The 26173-nt window shown below is 68.0% G+C and carries 27 protein-coding genes; 6 read left to right on the top strand and 21 right to left on the bottom strand.

Annotation, left to right across the window (positions count from 1 at the left end):
- The first annotated feature begins 262 nt into the window (after positions 1-262).
- Genes ASF63_RS00360 through ASF63_RS00345 form a run of 4 tightly spaced genes read left to right on the top strand, consistent with a single transcriptional unit; the run spans position 263 to position 4362 of the window.
- On the top strand, positions 263-1612 hold the full coding sequence (locus ASF63_RS00360) for a branched-chain amino acid ABC transporter permease (protein WP_082477756.1): 1350 nt from the start codon (positions 263-265) through the stop codon (positions 1610-1612).
- A gap of 2 nt (positions 1613-1614) precedes the next feature.
- A complete protein-coding gene (locus tag ASF63_RS00355; protein WP_056508340.1) occupies positions 1615-2592 on the top strand; it encodes a branched-chain amino acid ABC transporter permease in 978 nt (325 codons plus the stop codon).
- Between the two features lie 46 nt (positions 2593-2638).
- Positions 2639-3604 (top strand): ABC transporter ATP-binding protein, encoded by a 966-nt coding sequence (locus tag ASF63_RS00350; protein WP_056510060.1) that lies wholly within the window; start codon positions 2639-2641, stop codon positions 3602-3604.
- Entirely contained in the window at positions 3601-4362 is a 762-nt protein-coding gene (locus ASF63_RS00345) for an ABC transporter ATP-binding protein (protein WP_056508338.1), read from the top strand. Before ASF63_RS00350 ends, ASF63_RS00345 begins: the two co-directional genes overlap by 4 nt.
- Positions 4363-4518: 156 nt before the next feature.
- Here the strand turns inward: ASF63_RS00345 and ASF63_RS00340 are convergent, their stop codons facing one another.
- The 3 genes from ASF63_RS00340 to groES form a co-directional block, all read right to left on the bottom strand.
- The gene (locus tag ASF63_RS00340; protein ID WP_056508336.1) at positions 4519-5787 is read right to left on the bottom strand and encodes an ABC transporter substrate-binding protein; all 1269 of its coding nucleotides are present in this window, start codon (positions 5785-5787) and stop codon (positions 4519-4521) included.
- A 144-nt stretch (positions 5788-5931) separates the two neighbouring features.
- A complete protein-coding gene (rarD, locus tag ASF63_RS00335; protein WP_056508334.1) occupies positions 5932-6870 on the bottom strand; it encodes an EamA family transporter RarD in 939 nt (312 codons plus the stop codon).
- Positions 6871-7013: 143 nt separating this feature from the next.
- Positions 7014-7310: a co-chaperone GroES gene (gene groES / locus ASF63_RS00330; protein ID WP_017203655.1), complete on the bottom strand. Its 297-nt coding sequence runs from the start codon at positions 7308-7310 to the stop codon at positions 7014-7016.
- 143 nt (positions 7311-7453) lie between these two features.
- Here groES and ASF63_RS00325 point away from each other — a divergent pair, with 143 nt between their 5' ends.
- Positions 7454-8662: a class I SAM-dependent methyltransferase gene (locus ASF63_RS00325; RefSeq protein ID WP_056508333.1), complete on the top strand. Its 1209-nt coding sequence runs from the start codon at positions 7454-7456 to the stop codon at positions 8660-8662.
- Positions 8663-8666: 4 nt separating this feature from the next.
- On the opposite strand, the gene ASF63_RS00320 is transcribed toward ASF63_RS00325, so the two are convergent.
- From ASF63_RS00320 to coaA, 11 genes are all read right to left on the bottom strand, one after another.
- Complete coding sequence (locus tag ASF63_RS00320) at positions 8667-9878, bottom strand: hypothetical protein (protein ID WP_056508330.1); 1212 nt, start codon at positions 9876-9878, stop codon at positions 8667-8669.
- Positions 9853-10968: a hypothetical protein gene (locus ASF63_RS00315; RefSeq protein ID WP_056508328.1), complete on the bottom strand. Its 1116-nt coding sequence runs from the start codon at positions 10966-10968 to the stop codon at positions 9853-9855. Before ASF63_RS00315 ends, ASF63_RS00320 begins: the two co-directional genes overlap by 26 nt.
- A gap of 3 nt (positions 10969-10971) precedes the next feature.
- Positions 10972-11484 carry a hypothetical protein gene (locus ASF63_RS00310; RefSeq protein ID WP_056508326.1) on the bottom strand — a complete coding sequence of 171 codons (513 nt, stop codon included), beginning with the start codon at positions 11482-11484 and terminating at the stop codon, positions 10972-10974.
- Entirely contained in the window at positions 11484-12554 is a 1071-nt protein-coding gene (gene tsaD / locus ASF63_RS00305) for a tRNA (adenosine(37)-N6)-threonylcarbamoyltransferase complex transferase subunit TsaD (protein WP_056508324.1), read from the bottom strand. Before tsaD ends, ASF63_RS00310 begins: the two co-directional genes overlap by 1 nt.
- The gene (gene rimI, locus ASF63_RS00300) at positions 12551-13057 is read right to left on the bottom strand and encodes a ribosomal protein S18-alanine N-acetyltransferase (RefSeq protein WP_056508321.1); all 507 of its coding nucleotides are present in this window, start codon (positions 13055-13057) and stop codon (positions 12551-12553) included. Before rimI ends, tsaD begins: the two co-directional genes overlap by 4 nt.
- Positions 13054-13677: a tRNA (adenosine(37)-N6)-threonylcarbamoyltransferase complex dimerization subunit type 1 TsaB gene (tsaB, locus tag ASF63_RS00295; protein WP_056508319.1), complete on the bottom strand. Its 624-nt coding sequence runs from the start codon at positions 13675-13677 to the stop codon at positions 13054-13056. Before tsaB ends, rimI begins: the two co-directional genes overlap by 4 nt.
- Positions 13678-13697: 20 nt before the next feature.
- Positions 13698-14198, bottom strand: coding sequence for a tRNA (adenosine(37)-N6)-threonylcarbamoyltransferase complex ATPase subunit type 1 TsaE (tsaE, locus tag ASF63_RS00290; protein WP_056508317.1), 501 nt, complete (start codon positions 14196-14198; stop codon positions 13698-13700).
- Positions 14195-15301, bottom strand: a complete 1107-nt coding sequence (alr, locus tag ASF63_RS00285) for an alanine racemase (RefSeq protein ID WP_056508315.1) — start codon at positions 15299-15301, stop codon at positions 14195-14197. The genes tsaE and alr overlap by 4 nt, the downstream gene beginning before the upstream one ends.
- Positions 15298-15657 carry a holo-ACP synthase gene (locus ASF63_RS00280; RefSeq protein WP_056508313.1) on the bottom strand — a complete coding sequence of 120 codons (360 nt, stop codon included), beginning with the start codon at positions 15655-15657 and terminating at the stop codon, positions 15298-15300. Before ASF63_RS00280 ends, alr begins: the two co-directional genes overlap by 4 nt.
- A gap of 168 nt (positions 15658-15825) precedes the next feature.
- On the bottom strand, positions 15826-17673 hold the full coding sequence (glmS, locus tag ASF63_RS00275; protein WP_056508311.1) for a glutamine--fructose-6-phosphate transaminase (isomerizing): 1848 nt from the start codon (positions 17671-17673) through the stop codon (positions 15826-15828).
- Between the two features lie 57 nt (positions 17674-17730).
- Positions 17731-18675: a type I pantothenate kinase gene (gene coaA / locus ASF63_RS00270; RefSeq protein ID WP_056508309.1), complete on the bottom strand. Its 945-nt coding sequence runs from the start codon at positions 18673-18675 to the stop codon at positions 17731-17733.
- Positions 18676-18711: 36 nt separating this feature from the next.
- On the opposite strand from coaA, the gene ASF63_RS00265 reads away from it, so the two are divergent.
- Positions 18712-19656 (top strand): Ppx/GppA phosphatase family protein, encoded by a 945-nt coding sequence (locus tag ASF63_RS00265; RefSeq protein WP_056508307.1) that lies wholly within the window; start codon positions 18712-18714, stop codon positions 19654-19656.
- Between the two features lie 51 nt (positions 19657-19707).
- Here ASF63_RS00265 and glmM read toward each other — a convergent pair whose 3' ends face one another.
- From glmM to truA, 7 genes are all read right to left on the bottom strand, one after another.
- Complete coding sequence (gene glmM / locus ASF63_RS00260) at positions 19708-21066, bottom strand: phosphoglucosamine mutase (RefSeq protein WP_056508305.1); 1359 nt, start codon at positions 21064-21066, stop codon at positions 19708-19710.
- 14 nt (positions 21067-21080) lie between these two features.
- A complete protein-coding gene (gene rpsI, locus ASF63_RS00255) occupies positions 21081-21566 on the bottom strand; it encodes a 30S ribosomal protein S9 (protein WP_056412286.1) in 486 nt (161 codons plus the stop codon).
- 27 nt (positions 21567-21593) lie between these two features.
- Complete coding sequence (gene rplM / locus ASF63_RS00250; protein ID WP_056508304.1) at positions 21594-22040, bottom strand: 50S ribosomal protein L13; 447 nt, start codon at positions 22038-22040, stop codon at positions 21594-21596.
- 176 nt (positions 22041-22216) lie between these two features.
- The gene (locus ASF63_RS00245; protein WP_056508302.1) at positions 22217-22885 is read right to left on the bottom strand and encodes an endonuclease/exonuclease/phosphatase family protein; all 669 of its coding nucleotides are present in this window, start codon (positions 22883-22885) and stop codon (positions 22217-22219) included.
- 75 nt (positions 22886-22960) lie between these two features.
- Complete coding sequence (locus tag ASF63_RS00240; RefSeq protein ID WP_056508297.1) at positions 22961-23854, bottom strand: hypothetical protein; 894 nt, start codon at positions 23852-23854, stop codon at positions 22961-22963.
- Between the two features lie 167 nt (positions 23855-24021).
- On the bottom strand, positions 24022-25317 hold the full coding sequence (locus ASF63_RS00235; RefSeq protein WP_056508295.1) for a hypothetical protein: 1296 nt from the start codon (positions 25315-25317) through the stop codon (positions 24022-24024).
- The gene (gene truA / locus ASF63_RS00230) at positions 25314-26162 is read right to left on the bottom strand and encodes a tRNA pseudouridine(38-40) synthase TruA (RefSeq protein WP_056508292.1); all 849 of its coding nucleotides are present in this window, start codon (positions 26160-26162) and stop codon (positions 25314-25316) included. Before truA ends, ASF63_RS00235 begins: the two co-directional genes overlap by 4 nt.
- Positions 26163-26173: the final 11 nt, after the last annotated feature.

Raw genomic sequence — 26173 nt, 5'->3', positions numbered from 1 at the left:
GTCCTCCTGCGGGCGCGATCTGGGGCGAGGGTGTACCAATTCTAAGCGCGAGGAGCCCGAGGAAATTCCCTGCGCCCGCTGACATCGCGCGTAGGACGCCACGAGTGACCTGTCGGTATTTCGCAACTTCGTGATGGGATCGTTCTCACCGTGAGCAGATCGTGCCTTGGTTGAAACAGAGCCGACACATTACGCTCATACCGTCGTACATCAAGGCCGATGAACAACTCCGTCATGGCCTGTGTACTCGGCTGGAGGTTCCGTGAGTCCGACGATCTCGGCGAAACGAAGTGGAACGCGATGGGTCATCACCCTGATCGCGACGCTTCTCGCCATCGCTTTCCTGTGGCTGCAGCCGCCCGCATCGGCATCTGCCGAAGAGACGGACGACGGGCAGGAGATCACCGATTTCTACTTCGCCGGCGTGATCACCTTCGACGACGACCCTGTCGAGGGCGTCGTGATGGCGATCAAGGGCAACGGGTTCGAGGGCGAGACCGAGACCGACGCCGAGGGCAAGTGGCGCCTGTACGTTCCCGAGAAGGAGACGTACACGCTCACCGTCGATGAGGAGACCCTCCCCGACGGCGTGATCGTCGATGCCGCGCAGCTGCCGGAGGGCACACAGCCGATCGCGGGCACGACCGCCTCGTTCGAGGTCGAGTTCGGTTTGACGGGCACCAAGATCATGAACCTCTTCCTCGGTGAGGGAGAGCGCATGACGACGTCGTTCATCGATCAGCTCGCCTCGCGACTCGTGGGCGGTCTCAACTTCGGCCTCCTTCTGGCCCTGGCCTCGATGGGTGCGGCGCTGATCTACGGCACGACGCGCCTGTCGAACTTCGCCCACGCCGAGATGGTGACGTGGGGCGGCCTGGTGGCCCTCGTGACGACGAGCTTCTGGCACCTCCCCCTGTGGCTCGGCATCATCGCCGCCGTGATCGGCGGCGGTCTGTTCGGCTGGGCGCTCGACGCCGGCATCTGGCGTCCGCTCCGGCGACGCGGCCTCGGAGTCGTACAGCTGATGATCGTCAGCATCGGACTCTCGCTCGCACTGCGCTACGCCTTCCAGTACATGATCGGCGGCGGCACCCGGCAGCTCCCCGGAGCCAGCCCCGAGCCGTTCCGATTCGGTCCGATCTCGCTGTCGTACATCGACCTGATCGGCATCGTCGTGAGCATCGTCGTGATCATCGGCGTCGCGTTCTTCCTCACGCGCACCCGCATCGGCAAGGCCACCCGCGCCATCTCCGACAACCCGCAGCTCGCCGCAGCATCCGGTATCGATGTCGACAAGGTGGTCCGGTACGTCTGGATCCTCGCCGGCACGCTGGCCGCGATCTCGGGCATCCTGTGGGCGTACTTCCGCCCCGGTGTGAAGTGGGACATGGGCATGCAGATGCTGCTGCTCATCTTCGCCGCCATCACGCTCGGTGGTCTCGGAACCGCGTTCGGCGCCCTCGTCGGCTCGCTCATCGTCGGAATCGCGGTCGAGGTCTCCACCCTGTGGATCCCGTCCGACCTCAAGTACGCGAGCGCCCTCGTCGTGCTCATCGTGATCCTCCTGGTGAGGCCGCAAGGTCTGCTCGGACGCAAGGAAAGGTTGGGCTGACCATGGACTTCGGAAGCATCCTCTCCAACACCGCGGTCTATCTGCTCAGCCCGGTCACGATCGCCTATGCGCTCGCGGCGACTGGTCTCGCCGTGCACTTCGGCTACGCGGGCCTGCTGAACTTCGGTATGGCCGCGTTCATGGCCATCGGCGGCTACGGCTACGCCATCTCGGTGCTGACCTTCGGTCTCCCCTGGTGGATCGGCATGTTGATCGGCCTCCTCGGCGGCGCGTTCTTCGCGGTGCTCCTCGGCATCCCGACGCTGCGACTGCGTGCCGACTACCTCGCGATCGCGACCATCGCGGCCGGTGAGATCGTGCGCCTGCTGTTCACGACGCAGATCTTCGACGAGTACACCAACTCGGCCGACGGACTCGCTCAGTTCAACGGCGGATTCCGCGACGCGAACCCGTTCCCCCCTGGCACCTACGGCTTCGGTCCGTGGACTTTCAGCGCCAACGACCTGTGGAACCGCGTGTTCGGGATCATCGTCCTCGCCATCGCGATCCTGCTCGTGTGGGCGCTGATGCGCAGCCCGTGGGGCCGCGTGCTCAAGGGAATCCGCGAAGACGAGGACGCCGTGCGCTCGCTCGGCAAGAACGTCTTCGCCTACAAGATGCAGGCGCTCGTGGTCGGTGGAATGATCGGCGCAGCCGGTGGGATCGTGTTCGTCCTCCCCTCCGCCGTGGTCCCCGGCAGCTACACCACGTCGCTCACCTTCTTCCTGTGGACCGTGCTGCTTCTCGGCGGCGCCGCGACGGTCTTCGGTCCCACGCTCGGCGCGATCCTGTTCTGGGTCGTGTTCGCGTTCATGGCGAACCTGCTTCCGGCCCTGGCGAAGGCGGGCATCCTGCCGATGTCCGACAGCCAGGCCTCGACGCTGGTGTTCATCTTCGTCGGCATCGCCCTGATGCTGCTCGTGATCTTCCGTCCTCAGGGCATCCTCGGAGACAAGAGGGAGATGACCTTTGTCAATTGAACCCACCCCCGACGAGAACGTCGAGGCTGCACCCCAGACCGGCAGCATCCGACGCCCCAAGACCACCGGGCTCGCGAAGGGTCCTGCGGCCCCCGGAGTCCCCAAGGTCGACCCGATCCTCGTGGCCGACGCCGTGCAGCGACGCTTCGGCGGCCTGACCGCCGTCGACGTCGACCACGTCGAGATCCCGCGCGGCGCCATCACGGCGCTGATCGGGCCGAACGGTGCGGGCAAGACCACGCTGTTCAACCTGCTCTGCGGATTCGACAAGCCCAACAGCGGCACCTGGTCGTTCGACGGCAAGAACCTCTCGGGCGTCCCCTCCTTCAAGGTGGCGCGTATGGGACAGGTGCGCACGTTCCAGCTGACCAAGTCGCTGTCGCTGCTCACCGTGCTCGAGAACATGAAGCTCGGAGCCCCCGGTCAGCGCGGCGAGGGATTCTGGTCGAGCCTCTTCCCGTTCCTGTGGCGCAAGCAGGACCAGGAGATCGAGGTGAAGGCGCGCGAGCTGCTCGCCCGCTTCAAGCTCGACGCCAAGGAGAAGGACTTCGCCGCTTCGCTCTCGGGCGGGCAGCGCAAGCTCCTCGAGATGGCCAGGGCGCTCATGAGCGATCCGACGCTCGTGATGCTGGACGAGCCGATGGCAGGCGTCAACCCTGCTCTCACGCAGTCGCTCCTCGACCACATCCTCGACCTCAAGGGACTCGGGATGACGGTGCTGTTCGTCGAGCACGACATGCACATGGTGCGCCACATCGCCGACTGGGTCGTCGTGATGGCAGAGGGTCGGGTTGTCGCGGAGGGACCGCCCGACGAGGTCATGGAGGACCCCGCAGTGGTCGACGCCTACCTCGGCGCCCACCAGGACCTCGATCTCGGAGCCGTCACCGGCCGCATCCCCGTGATCGAGAACGCTGCCGCGGCCAAGCTCCGCGAGCAGATCGAAGCAGAGGCCGAGGCGGAACTCGCAGCGACGAGTACCGCCGATCCCGACCAGAGAGGCAACGCATGAGCGCCGAGATCCCCGCAACGTCGCCAACCGACGACGTCGTCGTCGAGCTCAAGGACGTGCACGCCGGCTATCTGCCAGGGGTCAACATCCTGAACGGCGCCAACCTCATCGCACGACAGGGCGAGCTGATCGGCATCATCGGGCCCAACGGCGCGGGCAAGTCGACTCTGCTGAAGTCGATCTTCGGCATGGTCAACGTCCGCAGCGGTGACGTCACCGTGAAGGGCGAGAGCATCGTCGGGCTCAAGGCCGACAAGCTCGTCAAGCGCGGCGTGGCCTTCGTGCCGCAGACGAACAACGTCTTTCCGTCGCTCTCCATCGAGGAGAACCTGCAGATGGGGCTCTACCAGAACCCCAAGATCTACACAGAGCGTCTCGAGTTCGTCACCGGCATCTTCGCCGAGCTGGGCAAGCGCCTCAAGCAGCGCGCGGGCTCTCTCTCCGGCGGTGAACGCCAGATGGTGGCGATGTCGCGAGCGCTCATGATGGACCCGTCGGTACTGCTTCTCGACGAGCCGTCCGCCGGCCTCTCCCCCGTACGTCAGGACGACGCGTTCATCCGTGTCTCCGACATCAACAAGGCGGGAGTCACCACGATCATGGTCGAGCAGAACGCACGCCGTTGCCTGCAGATCTGCGATCGCGGCTATGTGCTCGATCAGGGCAAGGACGCGTACGAGGGCACAGGGCGCGACCTGCTGAACGATCCGAAGGTCATCGGCCTGTACCTCGGAACGCTGGGCACCGACGCCGCCTGACGGCACCACGGAAGAGGGGCGGATGCTGCGGCATCCGCCCCTCTTCCGTGTCTGCATTCGGCCTCTACGCGAGGAAGGATCCGGGCACCACGAGAGTCCCGGACACGACGAAGGCCCCGGATGCTGAATCCGGGGCCTTCGCTCGTGATCAGTTGATCAGTTGGTGCGGGAGATGAGGTTGTCCGCGCCGTAGACGTACGTGCCGATCGAGGCGCCCTGCGGGTCGCCGTTCTCGTCGAACGTGATCTCGCCGGAGTAGCCGTCGTAGTCGGCGGTGCCTCCGTCGTTGATGATCGTGGCGCAGTCGGCGAAGCTGGTGCACTTCTCACCGTCGCCCGTGCCGCCCGAGACCTCGGCCATCTTGGCCGCGATGTCCGCGCCCTCGGTCGAACCTGCCGCGAGCGAGGCGAGTGCGACGAGCACGACGGCGTCGTATGCCTCGGCCGCGTAGGTGAAGTCGTTGACCTCGGGGTTGCCCTCACCCGTCCAGAACGTCTGCAGACGGTCGGTGAAGTCGTCCTCGAGCGCAGGCCCCGGCTTGGTGCCCTGAGCGCCCTCGAGCGAGAACGGGAAGTTCGTGTCGGGCGACGAGCCGTAGTCCGACAGGTTTCCGTCGACCAGGTAGAACTTGTCGGGCGAGATGCCCGCGTTCACCAGCAGCGGGGCGATGGTCTTGAACTGGTCGAACGACACGATCGCGACGGCGTCGGGGTTCTGAGCCTTGATCGTCTCGACCTGTGCATCGAACTGACCGTCACCGACGTTGTACGACGCGTCTGCGACGACCTCGCCACCGGCGCCTTCGAACGTCGACTTGATGTTCTCGAACAGACCCGTGCCGTAAGCGTCGTTCTGGTAGATGACACCCAGCGTCTTGTGGCCGTCCTCGGCGATCAGGTTGCCGAGAACCTCGCCCTGCAGCAGGTCGCTGGGAGCCGTGCGGAAGTAGAGCCCGTTGTCGTCCCAGTCGGTGAAGTCGGGGCCGGTGTTCGAGGCGGAGATCTGCAGGATGCCTGCGGAGACGTTGCCGTCGAGGATCAGGCGCGAGACACCGGATGCGGCGGCGCCGACGATCGCGGTGACCCCTGCACCCTGGAGCTTGGTGATGGAGGTCTCGTAGGCCTTGGTGTCGGTGTCGCCCTCGTCTTCTGCGGTCAGGTCGATCGTGACGCCTGCTGCAGCGTCGTTGACCTCCTTGACGGCGAGTCCGACGCCGGATTCCATGGGCGGGCCCAGGAACGACAGCGATCCGGTCTGCGGCAGCAGCGAACCCAGCTTGAGGGTGAGGTCGGCGGACGATCCGCCACCGTCGGACGGCTCGTCCGAGGGCGTGCTGCTGCAGCCTGCGACGACCATCGCCGAGACGCTCAGCAGCGCGACTCCGGCGAGGATCTTGGCGCTGCGCGAGCGCGTGAATGCGGTCATGATGCTCCCTTGCGTGACTGGCCGTGGATTGTGACCACGGTCGGGTGCTCTAACACTAGGACTGAAAGGTCTCGCGTAGGGGTCGCCGATGTTTCGGTGCGTTAACGATCCGACACCGGGTTTCGCAGCTGTTGATCCGCCGGTTCAGACCAGCTGGGGCTGAGTGATCCGACGCCCTCGCCGCGCCGCGAGCAGCAGGTCGATCACGAACACCAGGATGGCGACCCAGACGATGATGAACCCCGCCCACCGCTCGGGCGGCATCGGCTCGCTCAGCACGACCGCGCCGATGATGAACTGCATGACCGGCGTGATGAACTGGATCATCCCGATGACGGTCAGGTTGATGCGTCGTGTGCCGGCGGCGAACAGCAGCAGCGGCACCGCTGTCGCCACTCCCGCGAAGGCGAGAAGCACCGCGTGCCAGACGCCGTGGGAGCCCATCGTGATTCCGTCGGGGGTGGCGGCGACGAGGATCAGCTGCGCGACGGCGATCGGGATCAGCCAGAACGACTCGAGAGTGAGTCCGCTGATCGCATCGACCGCGGGGCCGATCTTCTTCTTGATGAGGCCGTAGACCCCGAACGAGGCCGTCAGCGAGAGGGCGATCCACGGGAACTCGCCATAGAAGAGGACGATCACGATCACTGCGACGGCGGCGATGCCGATTGCGGCCCACTGCAGCCTGCGGATGCGCTCCTTGAGCACGAATACGCCGAGCAGCACAGTGGTGATCGGGTTGATGAAGTACCCGAGGCTGGTCTCGACGATGTTCTCCGAGAGGGTGCCGATGAGGAACACCTGCCAGTTGACGTAGATCAGGACACCGGCGAGAGCGGTCCATGCCAGCAGTCTCGGCTGGCGGATGATCGCATTGAACGCCGCCCAGCCGCGCGTCACGGTGAGAAGCAGAAGACAGAAGACGAGCGACAGCAGCACTCGCCACGCGACGACCTCCCACGGGCCCGTCGGCACGAGCAGGAGGAAGTAGAGGGGCAGCACGCCCCAGAGCAGGTACGCACCCCCTGCATACGCGACTCCCGCCGTCTGAGTGGCTCGGGTCGCGGCGTTCGTCGGGGTCACCGCACAACCCTATTCCCGGCGCGAACCGGCTCCTCGCCGGGCGCCCGTCTCGGTCGGAGAATGGCAGGAATCGGTAGTCATGTGGCGGGAAGCAGAAAGGACCCGGATGCGCGATGCATCCGGGTCCTTCCGAAGACGTTGTCTCAGCGGACGACGACTGCGAGCACGTCGCGCGCCGACAGGACGAGGAACTCGTCTGCGCCGAACTTCACCTCGGTGCCGCCGTACTTGCTGTACAGGACACGGTCGCCGACGGCGACGTCGAGCGGAACGCGGTTGCCGTTGTCATCGATGCGACCGGGGCCCACGGCCACGACCTCGCCCTCCTGGGGCTTCTCCTTGGCGGTGTCGGGGATGACCAGGCCACTCGCGGTGGTCTGCTCGGCCTCGACCTGCTTGATGACGATGCGGTCCTCGAGCGGCTTGATGGAAACCGACACGGTCTACCTCTTCTTTCTTGACGCTGACAGGAAGACTTTTCGCACTCTCAACCCGAGAGTGCTAATCCAGTCTATGCGTTCCGCTGGCACTCACGCAATGCGAGTGCCAATGCGCTGATCGGGCCGCCGCCTAAGCTGGGCAGGTGGAGATCTCCGAGCTGCGCGCCCTGCTCACGCCCGAGGGCCTCGAACTGCTGGATGCGCTCGGCCCCGTCGATCAGGTCGCCGATGTGGCCCGTGCGGTATCGCGCCTGCGATCAGCCGGACACTCCCCCGATCTCGTCTCGGCCGTGGTCGGGCAGGCGCACCTGCGGGCCAAGGCGAAGGCCAAGTTCGGAGACTTCGCGGCGAGGATGCTGTTCACCCGTGCAGGACTCGAGCAGGCGACACGTCTCGGTGTCGCCGCCCGCCACGCGCAGCGGATGCGTCGGGCCGGAATCACGAGCGTCGCCGACCTCGGCTGCGGAATCGGCGGAGACTCCCTCGCCTTCGCCGGTGCCGGCCTCGACGTGCAGGCGGTGGATGCCGACGAGGTGACGGCCGCGATCGCGGCCTACAACCTCGCGCCTTTCGGCGAGAGCGCGGTCGTGAGGCACGGCACGGCGCAGGAGAACGTGCCGTCCGTGGTGAGCGACACCGGTGCGATCTGGATGGACCCTGCTCGGCGCACCTCGGGGCACAGCGAGACGCGGCGGGTGTCGTCCGATGACTACTCGCCTCCGCTCGACTGGGCCTTCGACCTGGCATCCCGTCGGCCGACGGGCATCAAGCTCGGCCCCGGACACGATCGTGATTCCCTGCCCGCCGACGCCGAGGCGCAGTGGGTGAGCGCCGAGGGCAGCGTCGTCGAGCTGGTGCTGTGGACCGGAGCGCTCGCGCGTACGGGCGTCCGCCGCGCGGCACTCGTGATCCGCGGCGAGCGCTCACACGAGCTCACGGCCGGGGCTGACGCGGAGGACGTCGCGGTGCGCGGACTCGGGGCCTTCCTGCACGAACCGGACGGAGCGGTCATCCGCGCACGGCTGATCGGAGACGTCGGGCGGAGCCTCGATGCGGGCATGCTCGATGAGCGCATCGCCTATCTGACCTCGGATGCCGCGCTGACGAGCCCGTTCGTGCAGTCGTTCCGGGTACGCGAGACGATGGCGGCGAATCCGAAGGCCGTCAGCGCAGTGCTAAAGACTCACGGAATCGGCACTCTCGAGATCAAGAAACGCGGCATGGACGTCGATCCCGCGGCCTTCCGCAAGAAGCTCACGCTCAAGGGGAGTCAGTCGGCGACGTTGATCCTCACCAGGATCGGCGACCAGCGGCGCGCGATCCTCGCCGACAGGGTGCCCGCGGCGGACTGACCGTTCACCCTTCGGTGCCGTCGGCCGGTATCTCCACCTGGATCGGGTCCTGGTACTCCCCACCCAGCTCCAGCGTCTCGCCGGGCTTCACGGTCAGACCGGGCTTCGCGATGTCAGCCGCCGACACGTCTCCCGCGATGACGAGGTACGGGGTCTGGTTCGACGTGAAAGCCAGCGTGATGCTCCAGGAGTCCTCGGGGCTCCCTGAGACATCTGCGGTGATACCGCCGAGGCTGAGGCCGGAGGACTGTGCTTCACCCAGCGGCCCGCACGCGATCCCGTCGATCGCGTCGACCACCAGACAATCCTCGGCCGTCGCTCCCACAAGGCGCTGTCCGTACCAGATGGGGGCGTCCTGGAAGTAGCCCACGACGGAGAAGGAGTAGTCCTGGAATCCCTCTTCCAGAAGCTCTTCAGCGCGCACGCGCTCCTCACCCGCGAACTGCGACAGCCAGTCGTTCTGCGAGCTCGGCCACCGCTGGATGATCGCCACGAGTTCGCCCTCGGTGGTCCGCACGGCGGACGCCCAGATCTGCTCGGCGCCCTCACCCTCGACGGAATCGAGGTTGACAGACACACCGATGCCGTTGCCGTTCTGAGCGTCCTCGCTCCGCTGGCACTGGGTCGCTGAGTCCTGCGGGGTGTCGAGGACGAGGCACACCATCTCCCCGTCCTCCTTGGTGGCGTGCCAGACGAGGACACCCTCCTCCTGTCCGATCGCCCTCAGACTTCCGGCGTCGTACCCGCCCTCAGCCTGGAGTTCGGCGCGGCGCTCCTGTTGAGCTGCGGTGAGCTCGACTCCTCCTGCCCGACCGAAGAGAGCCCACCCTGCCGCGAGACCGACGACGAGCAATACGGCGGAGGCTGCGGCGATCGCCTTCCAATGCTGCCGGAGGGCGGCGCGCAGGGCCGTCGTCTCGAGAGCCTGCGCGTCGCGGGTCGGCGCGCTCGTGTCCGCCGCATTCGCCGAGTCCTCGTCGGCGGCTTCTTCGGCGACGGGCACGTCGGTGGATTCCGCTTGCGACGATTCCACGGCGGTCGTCTCCGGTACGGCAGCATCCTGTGCCGCAGTCGCGGCCGGCGTCGACTCCCTGGTCGCCTCGAGTTCACGCAACCGTGCGGCATCGGCACGCGTCAGACCGCCGTCGCGTCCGTAGGCCTTCAGCTGCAGAGCGCGCAGCTCGGCGGCGTCACTCTCCTGCAGCATCGTCGGCACCCGAACCCTTCGTCACGGTGAGGTACTGCTGACCGTAGCTGAATCGGTACTCGTAGCGCGTGATCTCGCCGTCCTCGACGCCGGTGACCTCGAGCACCAGCGTGCGGTCGGCATCGGCGAGCATCAGACTGTCGTCGCACACCATCGGGGGATCCGGCATCGACCCGTCGTAGACGAGGCAGTACCGCTGCGTCGACATGTCGATCCCGGTCCAGATCGGCACGTCGTCGTCGTAGCCGGCGACCATGATGCTGCGGCTATCGAGACCGGTCTTCTCGGCGAGGGCCGCCGCTGCCTCTGCCTCGGCCTGACTGGCGAACATCGACGTCGACTGCGGAGACGTGATGTAACTGCGGGCGATGACCGCCGGTCGGCCGTCCGGGGTGAGGAACATCTGCGCCTGGATGTCGTAGCTCTGAGACGCGTCCACGGCCTTCGTGAGGGTCGCGTTCACGCCTTGGATCGTCGCCTGCTCACGGGTCGTGCACGCGGGAGCGGTGGCATCGGCGCTGGCGAGCACGAGGCACACATCTGCGCCGCCGTTCTTGGTCGCGAACGAGATCACGACACCCTCTTCCTCCGCCATCGCGCGGAGTGAGCCCGAGTCGAAGTCGCCCGACGCGACGATCGTGCGCTGCCACTCCTGCTGCTCCGCCGTCAGCTGGACGGGGGCAGCGCCGCGGTCGGAGAACAGCAGCCACCCGGCCGCGACTCCGATGACGGCGACCCCCACGGTGATCACGAGTGCGAGTCGCCAATGCCGTCGCAGGGCCGTGGCGAGGGACTCGCCCTGCGAGTCGGCGTCCGACCCGGTGCCCTGACCCGATGGCGCGGCGGTATCAGCCCCGGCGAAGCGCGCAGCGGCTGAGGCGGCCGTCGCCGGCACCGAGGCCACCGACGGGTCCGCGGACGGCGCGATGTCCACATGCTCGGACCGGGGATCCTTCGCCGCCTGCGACTCGCTCTCCGACGTTCGCGCCGCCTCCAGCTCGCCCAGGCGCGCCGCCTCGGCGTCGCTCAGCGCACCGGCACGACCGTAGGCGCGTGCTTGCAGGGCACGCAGCTCGACGGCGTCCTGGGCGTCGAGCATCCGCTAGCCGAGCCTCTCGAACTGCATGCCTGCCCACACCAGCCATCCGAGGCTGTACACGGTCGCGCACAGGCCGAGGACGAGCGCCCATCGCGCGATCGCGCGGCTCTCGACCGGCCGCCGCAACGACATGATCGCCGCGATCACCGCGACGACAGCGATCGGAACGCCCCAGCCGACGAAGAACGACGCCACCAGGGCGACGATCGCCGCCATCAGCGCCCACGGCGCGAGCCTGGTGTCGTCGATGGCTGCATCCGCGGTCGACGGCTGCCACTCGGCATCGTGACCGATGTCATCGGCGACCGGTCCGCTCACGACCACGGGCTCGATACCGACCGGTCCCGTGGGCAGCTTGGTGTAGCCGTCGCGCCGTGCGCCCGGAATCCGTGCAGAGCCGGCCGGGTGCTCGACCTCGCCGCTGGGCCCCTCGATCCGGGGACGAGGGAGGGCTGCGTCCGGCACTGAAGCGGGATCGCCCCCGTGCGGGGCGGGGAGGCGGGGAACGTCGCTCATCACATCACCGCGACGCGCTCATCGACCTGGATCGCGGTGACGGGAAGGGTCGAGTCCGCGCCGAACGCGAAGGTCGACGGGCGACGGCCCGACGCGATCAGCTCGGCCGCGAGCGCGGCGATCATCGCCCCGTTGTCGGTGCACAGCGACAGCGGGGGGATGCGGACGGTGACTCCCGCGGCCTCGGCCCTGGTGAGGGCGACCTCGCGCAGCCGACGGTTCGCGATCACGCCGCCGCCGAGCAGCAGACGGGGGACGCCGAGGTCGGCACAGGCAGCGAGTGCCTTGGTCACCAGCACATCCACGACGGCCTCGCGGAAGCTCGCAGCAACATCGGCGACGGGCACGGGCACGCCGTCTGCCTCGCAGCGCTCGACCCAGCGTGCGACGGCCGTCTTGAGGCCCGAGAACGAGAAGTCGTAACGGTGCTTCGCCAGGTCGGATGCCCGGGAGAGACCCCGGGGGAATCGGATCGCGTTCGGGTCGCCGTCGAGGGCTGCCCGATCGATCTCAGGCCCGCCGGGGTACGGCAGCGACAGCAGGCGGGCGACCTTGTCGAACGCCTCACCGGCCGCGTCGTCCATGGTCTCGCCGAGCATCTCGACGTCGGTGGTGAGGTCGCGCACATGGAGCAGCGACGTGTGTCCACCCGAGACGAGCAGCGCGATCGTCGGATACTCCAGCGGATCGGAGTCCGGGGTGAGGATGTCGGCCGCGATATGGCCGACGAGATGGTTCACCGCGTACAGAGGCTTGTCGAGCGCGACGGCCAGGCCCTTCGCGGCCCCCACTCCGACCATGAGCGCGCCCGCGAGGCCGGGGCCGCTCGTCACGGCCACCGCATCGAGGTCGTCGAGTCGCACACCTGCCTCGGCGAGTGCGGCGTCGATCGACGGCTGCAGCGCCTCGAGATGCGCACGTGCCGCGACCTCCGGAACGACTCCTCCGTATCGAGCATGCTCATCCATGCTCGAGGCGATCGTGTTCGACAGCAGGGTGCGGCCGCGCACGACCCCGATCCCGGTCTCGTCGCAGCTCGTCTCGATGCCCAGCACCAGCGGCTCGGTCATGCAGTGGCCTCCTCGGCGGCATCTGTGATCGCCTCGTCCTGATGTGCGGAGCGAGGATGCTGCAGGGCGAGGCGCATCACGATCGCATCGACGTCATCGGGCTGGTAGTACCGCGGGCGGCGGCCGATCTCCTCGAAGCCTTCGGAGAGGTACAGCCCTTCGGCACTCGGGTTGTCGGCGCGGACCTCGAGGAAGACCTCGCGAGCGCCTCTCTCCCCCGCCGCGTCGAGCAGTGCGCGCAGCAGCGCACGCCCTCGCCCCGCGCCTCGGTGGTCGGCGTCCAAGGCGATGGTCTGGATATCGGCATCCCGAGAGCCCTCGAGGGCTCGGACTCCCCCGTAGCCGATGATCGCGCCGTCGATCTCGTCGACCAGATAGCGCCCATGCGGACTCGCGAGCTCGAGAGCCATGGCCTGTGAGCTCCACGCGTCGGTGGGGAAGGAACGGTGCTCTATCGCCATGATGGCGTCGAGGTCGTCCGGCGTCGCGTCGCGCAGAGTCATCGCCCCACCTTCTTCGGCGCGCCGGGCACGGTCACATCGGGGTGCCGCAGATACAGCGGCTCGTCACCGGCGAGGGTGCGCCCCGCCGCCACGGCCCTGGCCCCCACACGGGCGAGGTCCACGGCAGAGAGGGTCGCGACATCGATGCGACGGACCCCGTCGAGGTGCTCATCCGCGTCCATGCTGGGCACCAGCCTCGTGTCGACGGTCACGAGCGGGATGCCGTCGGCATCCGCCCCGTCGAACACCGTGATGGCGACCTCACGACGACGTGCGTCGGTGACGATCGCGAACGGCCCCGAGACGGCATCCCGCTCGATCGCGGTGAGTGCCGCGGCGAGATGGCTCGGCACGGGGATGACGGGGATGCCACGACCCAGCGCGAACGCGCGCGCGGCGGCGATGCCGATGCGGAGCCCGGTGAAGGGGCCGGGTCCCATGCCGGCGACCACATGGGCGATCTCGCCGCTTCCGGCGTCGCTGATCGCTCTGACCAGCAGATCTCCGATCACCTCGGCATGCCCGAGGGGGTCCGCGGCGGACGCGTCGGAGCGAAGGGTGCCGTCGTCATCGATGAGGGCGACGGCGGTGCCCAGGGAGGTGTCGACGGCGAGGATCACCTCTCCAGGGTAGTCGGGGTTCAACCGGCGATCGCTGAGCGTCCTCCGCGCGTGATCGTCACGTGCCGCGGAGCGTCGGCATCGAGCTCGGAGGGGTCGAGATCGTCGTCGCCGCCGCCGACAGGACGTTCGAGCTCGATGTCCCACCAGGTGTCTGCGAGGTCCTCGGCCATCCCGCGCCCCCATTCGATCACGACGACCGAGCGCGCGAGATCGAGATCGAGGTCGTCGAGCTCCGCCCCTGAGCCGAGACGGTAGGCGTCCACATGCACCAGTGGCGCGCGTCCGACGAGCGAGGGATGCGTCCGCGCGATCACGAAGGTCGGGCTCTGCACCGGACCGCGCACGCCGAGGCCTTCGGCGAGCCCTCGCGTGAACGTCGTCTTGCCGGCACCGAGGGGGCCGGTGAGGATCAGCAGGTCTCCCGCTTCGAGCTGCTCGCCGATACGGAAGCCGAGCTGCTCCATCGCCTCCGACGTCTCGATCTCGAGGCGACCGAGGAACGCGGGGTCGACGCTCATGCGGACCGCCGGGCGACGCGCGCGCCGATGCGGGTCACGATCTCGTAGTTGATGGTCGAGGCGACGTTCGCCCACTCCGCCGCCGACGGGACTCCGAGGGTCGGGTCGCCGAACAGCACCACCTCGTCGCCTATCGACACGGGTGCGTCGCCCACGTCGACCACGAACTGGTCCATCGCGATGCGGCCGACGTTCGTGTAGCGACGCCCGCCGATCGACACCGGCAGCCGACCGGATGCGTGGCGGGGCACGCCGTCGGCATAGCCCAGCGGCACGAGCACGAGGGTGGTGTCATGCGGCGCGCGGTGATCGTAGCCGTACGAGACCCCCGCACCTGCGGGAACCCTGCGCACAGCGGCGATCGCGCCACGCAGTGTCATGGCGGGGCGGAGTCCCAGCTCGGCGGACGAGCGGTCATCGAACGGGGAGAGTCCGTAGATGCCGACTCCGATGCGCACCGCATCCAGACGCATCTCCGGCAGGTCGATCGCGGCAGCCGTCGCCGCGATGTGACGGATCTCCGGATGGATGCCGAAGGTTGCCGCGGCTGCGACGCCCTCCTCGAACTTCGCCAGGGCGTCGCGGTCGTCCTGCGCGGAGGTGTTCGACAGATGGCTGAACAGTCCGATTATGCGAAGGCGGCCGATGCGCTCGAGACGAGCCGCTTCCGCGAGCACACGACGCCAGTCGGCGGGCGCGATCCCGTTGCGCGAGAGTCCCGTCTCGAACTTGAGGTGCACCCCTACCGGGCTGTCGACGGATGCCGCGGCCCCCGCGGCCTCGAGCTGGTCGAACGACGAGATGCCGACCTCGACGTCCTGCTCAGCCGCCTGCTCGAACCGCTCGCCCGGCGCGTGCAGCCACGCCACGATCGGCGCGGTGATGCCCTGTCGTCGCAGCTCGAGGGCCTCGGGGATCTCGGCGACGCCGAGACGCGTCGCACCGCCCGCGAGCGCTGCGACCGCCGCCGCGGCCGCGCCATGGCCGTAGGCGTTCGCCTTGACGACCGCGATGACCTGCACGCCGGTGAGCCGACGGAAGTGGCGGACGTTGTCGGTGATGGCGTCCAGGTCGATGCGCGCTTCACGGAACGGAACGGTCACAGCGGCTCTCCTTCGGCGACGACGAATGCGGCGGCGAGCCCCGCGTCGTGAGTGAGGGTCAGGTGCAGTCTGGTGATGCCTCGCTCGGCGACCACCTCCGCCGTGGTCCCCGTCAACACGAAGTGCGGGCGCCCTGAGGTCTCGGAGGCGATCTCGATCTCGATCCAGTGGACTCCGTCGGATCCTCCGAGGGTCTTGATCAGGGCCTCCTTCGCGGCGTACCGCGCGGCGAGAGACGGAAGGCGCAGCGCCCGCTCCCCCGGCGCGAAGAGTCGCTCGAGAAGTCGTGGCGTGCGCTCGAGTGTGCGCTCGAACCGCGGGATGTCCACGAGGTCGATGCCGGTCCCGATGATCACCCGTTCAGCCTAGTCGCGGCATCCTCTGTCGGCCGTCGTCACGGACCTCCGGCCACCTGCCGCCCCGGAAAGCCGAATGCATGCTCAAAGAACGGATGCATGCCCAGATCGCTGATCCGGGCATGCATCCGTGGTTCCGACCTGTCAGCGCAGGCCCGCGAATGAGGCCTACTCGACGGTGACGGACTTCGCGAGGTTGCGGGGCTGGTCGACGTCGAGTCCCTTCGCCGTGGCGAGGGCCATCGCGAAGATCTGCAGCGGAACCACAGCGAGCAGCGGCTCGAACATCGCACCCGCGAGAGGGATCCGGATGACCTCGTCGGCGAACGGAAGAACCGCGGCGTCACCCTCTTCGGCGACCACGATCACGCGAGCGCCGCGCGCCCGGATCTCCTGGATGTTGGAGACGACCTTCGAGTGCACGACAGCCGAGTGACGCGGTGAGGGCACGAGGACGAAGACGGGCTGTCCCGGCTCGATCAGGGCGATCGGACCGTGCTTGAGCTCGCCCGCGGCGAAGCCCTCAGCGTGGATGTACGAGATCTCCTTGAGCTTGAGAGCGCCCTCGAGCGCGATCGGGAAGCCCACATGGCGACCGAGGAACAGCACCGAGCGGGTGTCGGCCATCCAACCGGCGAGCTGCGTGACGTGCTCCTGCTCGCTCGCGAGGACCTTCGCGATCTTCTCGGGAAGCGCTGTGAGCTCGGCGACGTCGACGGATGCATCCTCGACGGATCCGCGCACGCGCCCCATGTGCAGGCCGAGCAGAAGGAGAGCGGTGATCTGCGCCGAGAACGCCTTGGTCGACGCGACCGCGACCTCGGGGCCCGCGTGCGTGTAGACGACGGCATCCGACTCGCGCGGGATCGTGGCCCCCTGCGTGTTGCAGATCGAGAGAGTGCGCGCACCGCGCTCGCTCGCGTACTTCACGGCCATCAGGGTGTCCATGGTCTCACCCGACTGGCTGATCGAGACGACAAGCGTGTCAGCGCCGATCACCGGGTCGCGGTAGCGGAACTCGTGGGCGAGCTCGACATCGACGGGGATGCGGGCCCACTGCTCGATCGCGTACTTGCCGACGAGGGCTGAGTAGGCGGCAGTGCCGCACGCGGTGATGATGATGCGGTTGATGCCGAGGAACAGCTCGTCGAGCCCCTCGAGCTCGGGAATGACGACCTGGTCACCCTGGATGCGACCGCGGATCGTGTTGGCCACGGCCTCGGGCTGCTCGGAGACCTCCTTGGCCATGAAGCTCGACCATCCGCCCTTCTCGGCGGCGGCGGCGTCCCAGGAGACGTCGAACGGCTCGGCCTCGACCGGCGTACCGGCGAAGTCGGTGACGGTGACCGCGTCAGGGGTGATCGAGACGATCTGATCCTGACCGATGGCGAGCGCCTTGCGCGTGTGCTCGATGAACGCGGCGACGTCGGATCCGAGGAAGTTCTCTCCCTCGCCGAGGCCGATCACCAGTGGCGAGTTGCGGCGGGCGCCGACGACGAGCCCCGGGTGATCCTGGTGCATCGCGAGCAGGGTGAACGCACCCTCGAGGCGGTTGACCACGCCGCGGAACGCGAGCTGGAGGTCACCGCCGTTGTTGCGGTATTCGCGACCGAGGAGCGCGGCGGCGACCTCGGTGTCGGTCTCGCTGCGGAAGCGCACGCCGTCGGCGAGGAGTTCGTCGCGCAGCGCGGCGAAGTTCTCGATGATGCCGTTGTGGATCAGTGCGAGGCGATCGTCATCCGCGAGGTGCGGGTGCGCGTTCTCGTCGGTGGGGCCGCCGTGCGTGGCCCACCGCGTATGCCCGATGCCGGTATTGCCGTCCGGGAGCGACGAGTCGGCGAGCGAATCGCGCAGCACGGCGAGCTTTCCCGCCTTCTTGCGCATGCCGAGCCCGCCGTCTCCGTCGATGACGGCGACACCCGCGGAGTCATAACCGCGGTACTCGAGGCGGGCGAGGCCGGCGAGCAGGATGTCCTGGCTGGGCCGCGGGCCCACGTATCCGACGATTCCACACATGTCGTCAAGAGTAAGCCGGGCATTTTGCGAAGGTCCCGAACGAAACCCTCCGCCCGATCAGAGCTTGCGCAGCAGCACGCTCTCGACGCTGTGATCGACACCCTTGTTGAGCACCAGACGGGCCCGGTGCTTGGTCGGCATGACGTTCTCGACCAGATTCGGCATGTTGATCTCGTTCCAATATCCGAGAGCTGTGGTGATCGCCTCATCATCGGTGAGGTGCGCGAAGACGTTGAAGTACGACGAGGGGTTCGAGAACGCTCCCTGCCGCAGCGCGAGGAACCGATCCACATACCATCTCTCGATGTGCGACGTGTCGGCGTCCACGAAGATCGAGAAGTCGAACAGATCGCTCACGGCGACGTCGTTGGGTGCGGGCGGAGGCTGGAGGACGTTCAGCCCCTCCACGATCACGACATCCGGGCGGCGCACGACGACATGCGCGTCAGGAACGATGTCGTAGCGCATGTGCGAGTAGAACGGCGCCCGAACCTCGGCGGCGCCGCTCTTAACCTCGGTGAGGAACTCGAGCAGCGCACGACGATCGTACGACTCGGGGAAGCCCTTGCGCTCCATCAGGCCCCGACGCTCGAGTTCGGCGTTCGGGTAGAGGAAGCCGTCGGTGGTCACGAGCTCGACCCGCGGCGTACCCGGCCACCGGCTCATCAGTTCGCGCAGCAGACGGGCGATCGTCGACTTGCCGACCGCGACCGAGCCGGCGACGCCCACGACGAACGGAGTCGTGGTGTCGTCCTCCTGCAGGAACGAGCTCGTCGCGGCGCCCAATCGCTTCGTGGCCGTCGCATAGAGGCTGAGCAGCCGGCTCAGCGGGAGATAGACCTCGCGCACCTCGGTCAGGTCGAGACGGTCTCCGATGCCGCGGAGCTCCACGACCTCGGTCTCGGTGAGCGGCTGGTCGAGTCCTGCCGCAAGTCGCGCCCATTCATCGCGTCCGATCTCTCGATACGGCGACAGCGGCAGCGTGGGGTCGGCGGTGGTCACGCATACATCGTAACGGCGCGCGAGTAGTCTCTATCCGTGCGCCTCGGAGTCCTCGACATCGGTTCCAACACCGTCCATATGCTCGCCGCCGACGTCCGCCCCGGTGGCAGGCCTCTGGCGAAGACCAGCGACCGCACGGTTCTGCGTCTGATGAGGTACCTCACCGATGATGGGTCGATCTCGGAAGAAGGCGTGATCGCGCTCGAGTCGGCCGTGACGCAGGCGCGGAAGGTCGCCGAGGCCGAGCGGGTCGACGAGCTCCTCGCCACCGCCACGAGCGCTGTGCGCGACGCCCGCAACGGAGCCGACGTGATCGCCCGCATCGAGGCGGCCCTCGGACAGCCGCTTCAGGTTCTCGACGGCGAGACAGAGGCGGAGCTGACGTTCCTTGCGGTCCGCCGGTGGTTCGGCTGGTCAGCAGGCCAGTTGCTGCTCCTCGACATCGGCGGTGGTTCGCTCGAGGTCGCCGCCGGAGGCGATGAGATGCCGGATGCCGCGGCATCCGTCCCGCTGGGCGCCGGACGCATGACCGTGCAGTTCCTCCCGCACGACCCTCCCGGCGAGGACGATGTCGAGCGTCTCCGCGAGCATGCGACCGCGACGCTCGCCGAGGTCCTCCCCCGGTTCACGGCGCTCCCCCGCCCGGACCATGTCGTGGGCTCATCGAAGGCGATCCGCTCGCTCGCGAGACTCGCCGGCTACCCGGTTCCCGGGTGGTCGGGCATCCAGCGCATGGTGCTGCCGCGCGCCGCGCTGGGATCGTGGATCCCGCGGCTCGCTCGCCTCCCCGCATCCGCACGGCAGGAGCTTCCCGGGATCACCGCAGACCGTACGTTCCAGATCGTCGCCGCAGCGGTCTCGCTGCACACCGCGATGACCGCGCTGGACGTCGACGAGCTCGAGGTCTCGCCGTGGGCCCTGCGCGAGGGTGTCCTGCTGCGATACATCGAGCAGCTGAACTGGAGCGCGCCGCGCGGCTGACCGATCGACGGTGCCACGCGGCGCGCTCGCCTGTTCAGAGGGAGTGGTGCTTCAGAGGGAGAGGCGCTCACGCACGACGTCGACCAGACGATCGGCATACGCCTGAGCCGAATCGGCGTCGGCCGCCTCGACCATGACGCGGACGAGCGGCTCTGTGCCGGACTTGCGCAGCAGCACCCGGCCGGTCTCGCCGAGCTCGGCCACGACTTCGCGGACCGCAGCCTGCACGACCTCATCGGAGTCGACCGCGTCCTTGTCGACATCACGCACGTTGATGAGGACCTGCGGGTACACGGTCATCACGCTCGCGAGCTCGGCGATCGTCTTGTTCTGGCGTGCCATCTCAGCGACCAGGTGGAGCCCCGTGAGCAGGCCGTCACCGGTCGTGGCGTATTCGCTCATGATCACGTGACCCGACTGCTCGCCGCCGAGGGCGTAGCCGCCCGCGTTCATGTCCTCGAGGACATAGCGGTCGCCGACCGCGGTCTGACGCACAGTGATGCCCTGCTCGCGCATCGCGACGTGAAGACCGAGGTTGCTCATCACGGTGGCGACCAGCGTGTCGTCGGTCAGATGACCGCGCTGCTTCATCGACACGGCGAGGATCGCCATGATCTGATCGCCGTCGATGACGTTGCCCTGCGCGTCGACGGCGAGACAGCGGTCGGCGTCGCCGTCGTGCGCGATGCCGATGTCCGCCCCGAGCCTGACGACCGCTTCTGCGAGCTGGTCGAGGTGCGTGGACCCGACGCCGTCGTTGATGTTCCAGCCGTCGGGGTCGGCGCCGATCACGGTGACGTCGGCACCCGCATCGCGGAAGGTCTCCGGAGACACGCCGGAGGCCGCGCCGTGCGCGCAGTCGAGGACGACCTTGATGCCGCCCAGGCGGTTCGGCAACGAACCCAGGAGGTGCACGACATAGCGGTCCTCGGCGTCGGAGAACCGGTCGATCCGGCCGACGCCGGCACCGGTCGGACGAAGCTTCTCTCCCGCCATCGCCTCTTCGATGCGCTGCTCGACGATGTCGGGGAGCTTCACTCCGCCACGGGCGAAGATCTTGATGCCGTTGTCGGGCGCCGCATTGTGCGACGCCGAGATCATCACGCCGAAATCGGCGTCACGGTCGGCGACGAGGAAGGCGAGCGCCGGCGTCGGGATGACTCCGGCCTCGAGCACGTCGACGCCGGAGGACGCGAGCCCTGCCGAGACCGCGGCAGTCAGGAAGTGACCGGAGACCCGGGGGTCGCGGGCCACGACTGCGGTGAGTCGCTTGCCTTCGGCTTTGCGAGCCTCCGCAGTACGGCCCTGGCCCAGGACGACAGCAGTCGCCTGGGCCAGGGTGAGCGCGAGGTCGGCGGTGAGGATGCCATTGGCAAGCCCTCGCACGCCGTCCGTGCCAAAGATCGGCATCGGAGCGGTGGACCTTAACGCTTCGAGTACTGAGGCGCCTTACGGGCCTTCTTGAGTCCAGCCTTCTTGCGCTCCTTGACGCGCGCGTCGCGCGACAGGAAGCCGGCCTTCTTCAGGGTCGGACGGTTGTTCTCCTCGTCGATCCCGTTGAGGGAGCGAGCGATGCCGAGGCGCAGTGCACCGGCCTGGCCCGAGGGGCCACCGCCGGAGATGCGCGCGATGACGTCGTAGCCACCGGCGAGGTTGAGGATGGTGAACGGGTCGTTGATCAGCTGCTGGTGCAGCTTGTTCGGGAAGTAGTCCTCGAGCGTACGGCCGTTGACCGTGATCGTTCCCGAACCGGGGACGAGACGCACGCGGGCGATGGCCTGCTTGCGACGGCCGACAGCGGCGCCCGGGACGCTCAGCACGGGGCGGGGAGCCGCCTCGACTGCGTCGGTCTCGGGAGTCGACGTCGAGAAGTTCTGGGGGGTTTCGGTGGTGTCCTGGATGTCAGCCACGAGTATGTCCTTAAGTCTTTACGGCGCTTACTGGGCGACCTGGTCGAGGGTGTACGTCTTCGGCTGCTGAGCGGCGTGCGGGTGCTCGGAACCGACGTAGACCTTGAGCTTCGACAGCTGCTGACGGCCGATGCTGTTCTTGGGGAGCATGCCACGGATGGCCTTCTCCACAGCGCGGACCGGGTTCTTCTCCATGAGCTCGGCGTAGGTGACCGACTTGAGGCCGCCCGGGTAACCCGAGTGGCGGTAAGCCAGCTTCTTCTGGAGCTTCTGACCGGTGAGCGCGACCTTGTCGGCGTTCACGATGATGACGAAGTCACCCGAGTCGATGTGGTTGGCGAAGGTGGGCTTGTGCTTGCCACGCAGGAGCGTAGCGGCGTGCGAAGCCAGGCGGCCGAGAACGACGTCAGTGGCGTCGATGACGACCCAGTCACGCTGGACCTCGCCGGCCTTCGGAGTGTAAGTGCGCGTCACGATAGTGCTGCTTTCTTGTTCGAACGGAGAAGTTCGTGAATCCCACTCCGGGGTGGTTCTTCCCTACAGGGAGGAACACGCCAGTGGAGGGCTCACGTTCGCGGCACTCGGCAGTCGAGTACCAAAGAGACAGCCTACGTCATTCGGAGCGGGATTCCCAATCCGGGCCGCGGCAGTCAGTCGAATCGCGTGGTCACCAGGATCGGGCGATGGTCGCTCAGCCCCTGGGGCAGGGTCGTGACGCGTTGGATCTCGAAGCCGACCGACGTCGCGAAGTCGTAGTGACCGCGGAAGACGCGGTAACGCGTGTAGGTGTGGTCGTCGCTCATCGTGAGCGCGTAGCCGTGCTCGCGCACCGTCTTGCCGAGGTTCTCTTTGAACACCGGATAGTTGTAATCCCCGACCATCAGCTGCGGCAGCCCCTCGCCGAGGGTCGCGAGCTCGGTGAGAGCTGCGCGGATCTGATGGCGCCGGAGCGAGTTCAGCGCGGTGAGCGGCGCCGCGTGGAACGACGCCGCGATGAAATCGCGGCCTGCGTCGATGTCCCGGAGCCGCGCACCGAGCACGCGCTCGTGCGCGGGCTTCGCGATGCGATCGTGCAGCGACTTCTTCAACTCGATCGTCCGGATGCCCTGGAGGTGGAACTCGCTCGCACGGTAGAACATCGCGAGTCCGAGCCGGTTCCCCTGCGTGGCATCCGCGAGAGTGAGGTCGCCGATGGTCTCGGGCAGATCAGCGACATCGCACTCCTGAAGACACAGGATGTCGGGATCGTGCTCCGAGGCCAGCGCGGAGAGCTCTCCCACGGCGCGGTGCTTCTGCAGGTTGTACGAGATGACCTTCATCGCACCTCACGGTAGTCCGTCAGGCTTGGATTCCGGTGGCAATCGCCCATGCTGTGCGCGAATGCCCTGTCCTCGTCACTCGTCATAGCCCCAGCGGATCCCCAGAACACCGGGGCCGAATCCATGACGCACGAGATGCACCGAACCACTGTGCACGGAGCGCATCGATGACGAGTACTCGTCGTCCGTCTCGATGTACTCCTCGCACCAGCTCGGCAGCGCCTCGGGGTGGAAGCGCACCCAGACGAGACTCTCCCGGGCCGGCCTCGAGGTGGCATGCCAGGCGGACTGGCGCGGCGGGTAGCCGGCAGGGAAGGTCTCGGTGAACTCGAACAGAGTGGTCGCGCCCGTCTCGATCGGCTCGTCGAGGGCGATCACCACACCGGAGAGCAGTCGCCCCGGGTGCAGGTACTCGCGGTCGACACGTCCGCCCACGACCTCGGAGATCACCGACATGACGTCTGTCTCGACCGGGGCGACGTCGATCAGCGGCACCTCGGAGATCGTCCCCTTCGTCGACTGGACGAGGCAGCGCATGATCACCTTCTCGACAGAGCCCGCGGCACCCACCAACACGGTGACCTGCGTGGAGAGGTCGCGGAGGGCGTCCTGCGGCGCTGCGCGCAGCTCGCGCAATGTCTCCTCGGTCTCGCGCTGTTCCCGCTCCTCGTCGAACGGCAGCCGCGGCGGCGCCACGGGGCCCAGACGAGTGGGCGCGCGCAGCAGAGCGCCCAGATGACCGCGATCCAGACCGAGGCGGTCCTCGATGCCGTCGACCACGCTCAGCGACTGCGCTCCTTCGGGCTGCCGATCGCCGGAGCGCCAGTAGCTCAGCGTCGCCATCGAGACCGGGTTGCCGTCGTCGATCAGCTGACTCCGCAGGCGCGCGAGGGTGATGCCCCGTTCGGAGATCGCCGCTCGCAGGGCGGCGGCGAAAGCACCGCCCTGATCCTCGATCCGCTCCGTCACAGTTCCCCCGCCGCAGTGTGAAGACGCCGTCCGTAATATCAGCATACGGCTCGGCAGCGCCACCCCCTCGGCCTGCACGAGTCGTCACCGCCGCGGACGGTCTGGGGCTTGCCGTGGCGGCTCTCCCGCATCGTGGCCGCCTTCGGGGGAAGGCGGCCACGAATCGGTCAGCGGCGCCGTCGGCGCTCGCGTGCGACCTTGCGCGTCTCGTCACCGACTCGCCCGACATCGCCGGGGAACAGGGCGTCGCGTGCGAGCTGGCGCTCCCTGCGACTGCGTCGCGCATCCGCCCAGCCGATGACGAATCCGACGGCGATCAGGACGACAGCGACGAGCAGGATCGCACGCGTGTCCATCGCGGTCCAGTCCGCCCACACCGCCCCCGTGCCCACGACCAGCGCCCCCGCACCGACCGCCGACAGCCCGAGCTGCAGGCGGACCATCGACCGGTTGCCCGAGAGCAGGGGCGCGACCAGACTCACATCGACACGGCGAGGCGCTCCATCCGCGACCCACGCTGACAGCGCGCGCTCCCGAGCGAACTGCAGGATGACCCCTCCGACCCACGCGAGGATGCCGAGGGCGGCGCACACCGCGATCGCCGCACCACTGGTCAGGCTCAGCACGTCGATGCCGTTCTCGATCGGCTCGTCCCAGTAGACCGGCTCGCAGGTGCGGCACCGCTGCCTCATGAAGACCGAGAGCATGAATGCCCCGAGAGAGACGAGCGTCGCGGTCAGCAGGACGCTCCCGATGCGAACGATCGTCCGCGCGCTCGGGACCGACAGCCAGCGGGGCGCGACGGCGCGCATCGCCGCATCCCTGCGGTCCGCATCACCCTTCTCCGCGTCGGGGACGAGCCGTTTCCACCGGCCCCATTGCTCGTCCATCCGCGCCACGTCGCGCTCGACGAGGCGTCTGCCGAGCCGCCGCACCGCTGCGGCGCCGGTGGCGAGCACGACGATGACGAGGAGAGCGACCCAGCTCTCCCAGTCCTCGCGGAGATCCTCGGTGAAGAACACCCCCAGCGCGAAGATGCCGCCGAGCCCCGCCAGGCACCAGAACAGCACCGTGCCGGTCGTCTGAAGGAGCGCGGCGGGCGGCGCCTGAAGTGCGAGGCGCAGGGAACGCTGCGGCACGGCATCCGGGTTCTCACGCGCTGCCGCCTCGACGGCGCGGAGGGCGGCGAAGCGCTCCGCGACGACGGCCAGGGGCACGACGATCGCCAGGACGGCGGCCACCAGAAGGAACACTCCCATGCTCGCCCTGAACAGCGGATCGAGGTCGATCTGCCAATACAGCGACGACAGCGCCTCCTCCCCCACGATGCCCACCACGATGATGCCGACGAAGGTGTAGAGCGTGCCGGCGATCAGCCCGATGCAGGTGTCGACCACAGCACGCCAGAACGACCACGCACTCGAGGAGACCTCGACGAAGTCCGCGCCGCCGTGCCCCTTCACGCGCTCGTGCTGTCGCGGCGAGCGCGCGTCTGCTCGGCCCTGGTCGAGAGCAGATCGTCGGCGGGGTATCCGACCTCGGTGAGCGTCAGCCCTCTGGCAGCGAGGACCTTGAACTCGCTGGTCCTCGTGAGCTGGTCGCGCAGCACGACCAGGTCGGCGACATCGAGGCGGCCCTCGCCGACCGCGGCACATGCACCCACCAGCGCCCGCACCATGCTGTGGCAGAAGGCGTCTGCCTTGACCTCGGCGACGAGCACGCCCTCGGCGTCTCGGGTCCACCGGTAGTCCAACAGCGTCCTGATGGTCGTCGCCTCTTCGCGCGGCTTGCAGTAGGCGGCGAAGTCGTGGAGTCCGATCAACGTGCGCGCCGCGGCATCCATCGCCTGCTCGTCGAGCACGCCCCGATGCGAGGTCGTGTCGTGCCGACGGAGCGGGTCGAACCCGGCGGCCTCGTCTGCGAGTCGGTAGCGGTAACGACGCCAGACCGCGGAGAAGCGGGCGTCGAATCCCGCAGGGGCGATCGACGAGCGCGTCACGGTCGCATCGGGGTAGGCGCCGAGGACTCCGCGCATGCGGCGGGCGATGGAGGCCGCCGGATCCTGCGGCGTGCGCCCCTGTCGCGATTCGATGCGCGCCCACTGCTCGTCGTCGAGGTCGACGTGCGCGACCTGCCCCTGCGCGTGCACGCCCGCATCCGTACGGCCCGCGACGACGAACTGCACGTCGGAGCCGACGATGCGCGCGAGCGCCGCTTCGAGAGTCCCCTGCACGGTGCGCAGGGTCGGCTGCTTGGCCCACCCGCGGAAGTGGGTGCCGTCGTAGGCGATGTCGAGCCGGATGCGCACGGATAAAGCCT

The organism is Microbacterium sp. Leaf320, assembly GCF_001423485.1.
Classification (GTDB): domain Bacteria; phylum Actinomycetota; class Actinomycetes; order Actinomycetales; family Microbacteriaceae; genus Microbacterium.
Note: the sequence above shows the minus strand (reverse complement) of the source record. Positions and strands in the feature narration are given on the sequence as shown.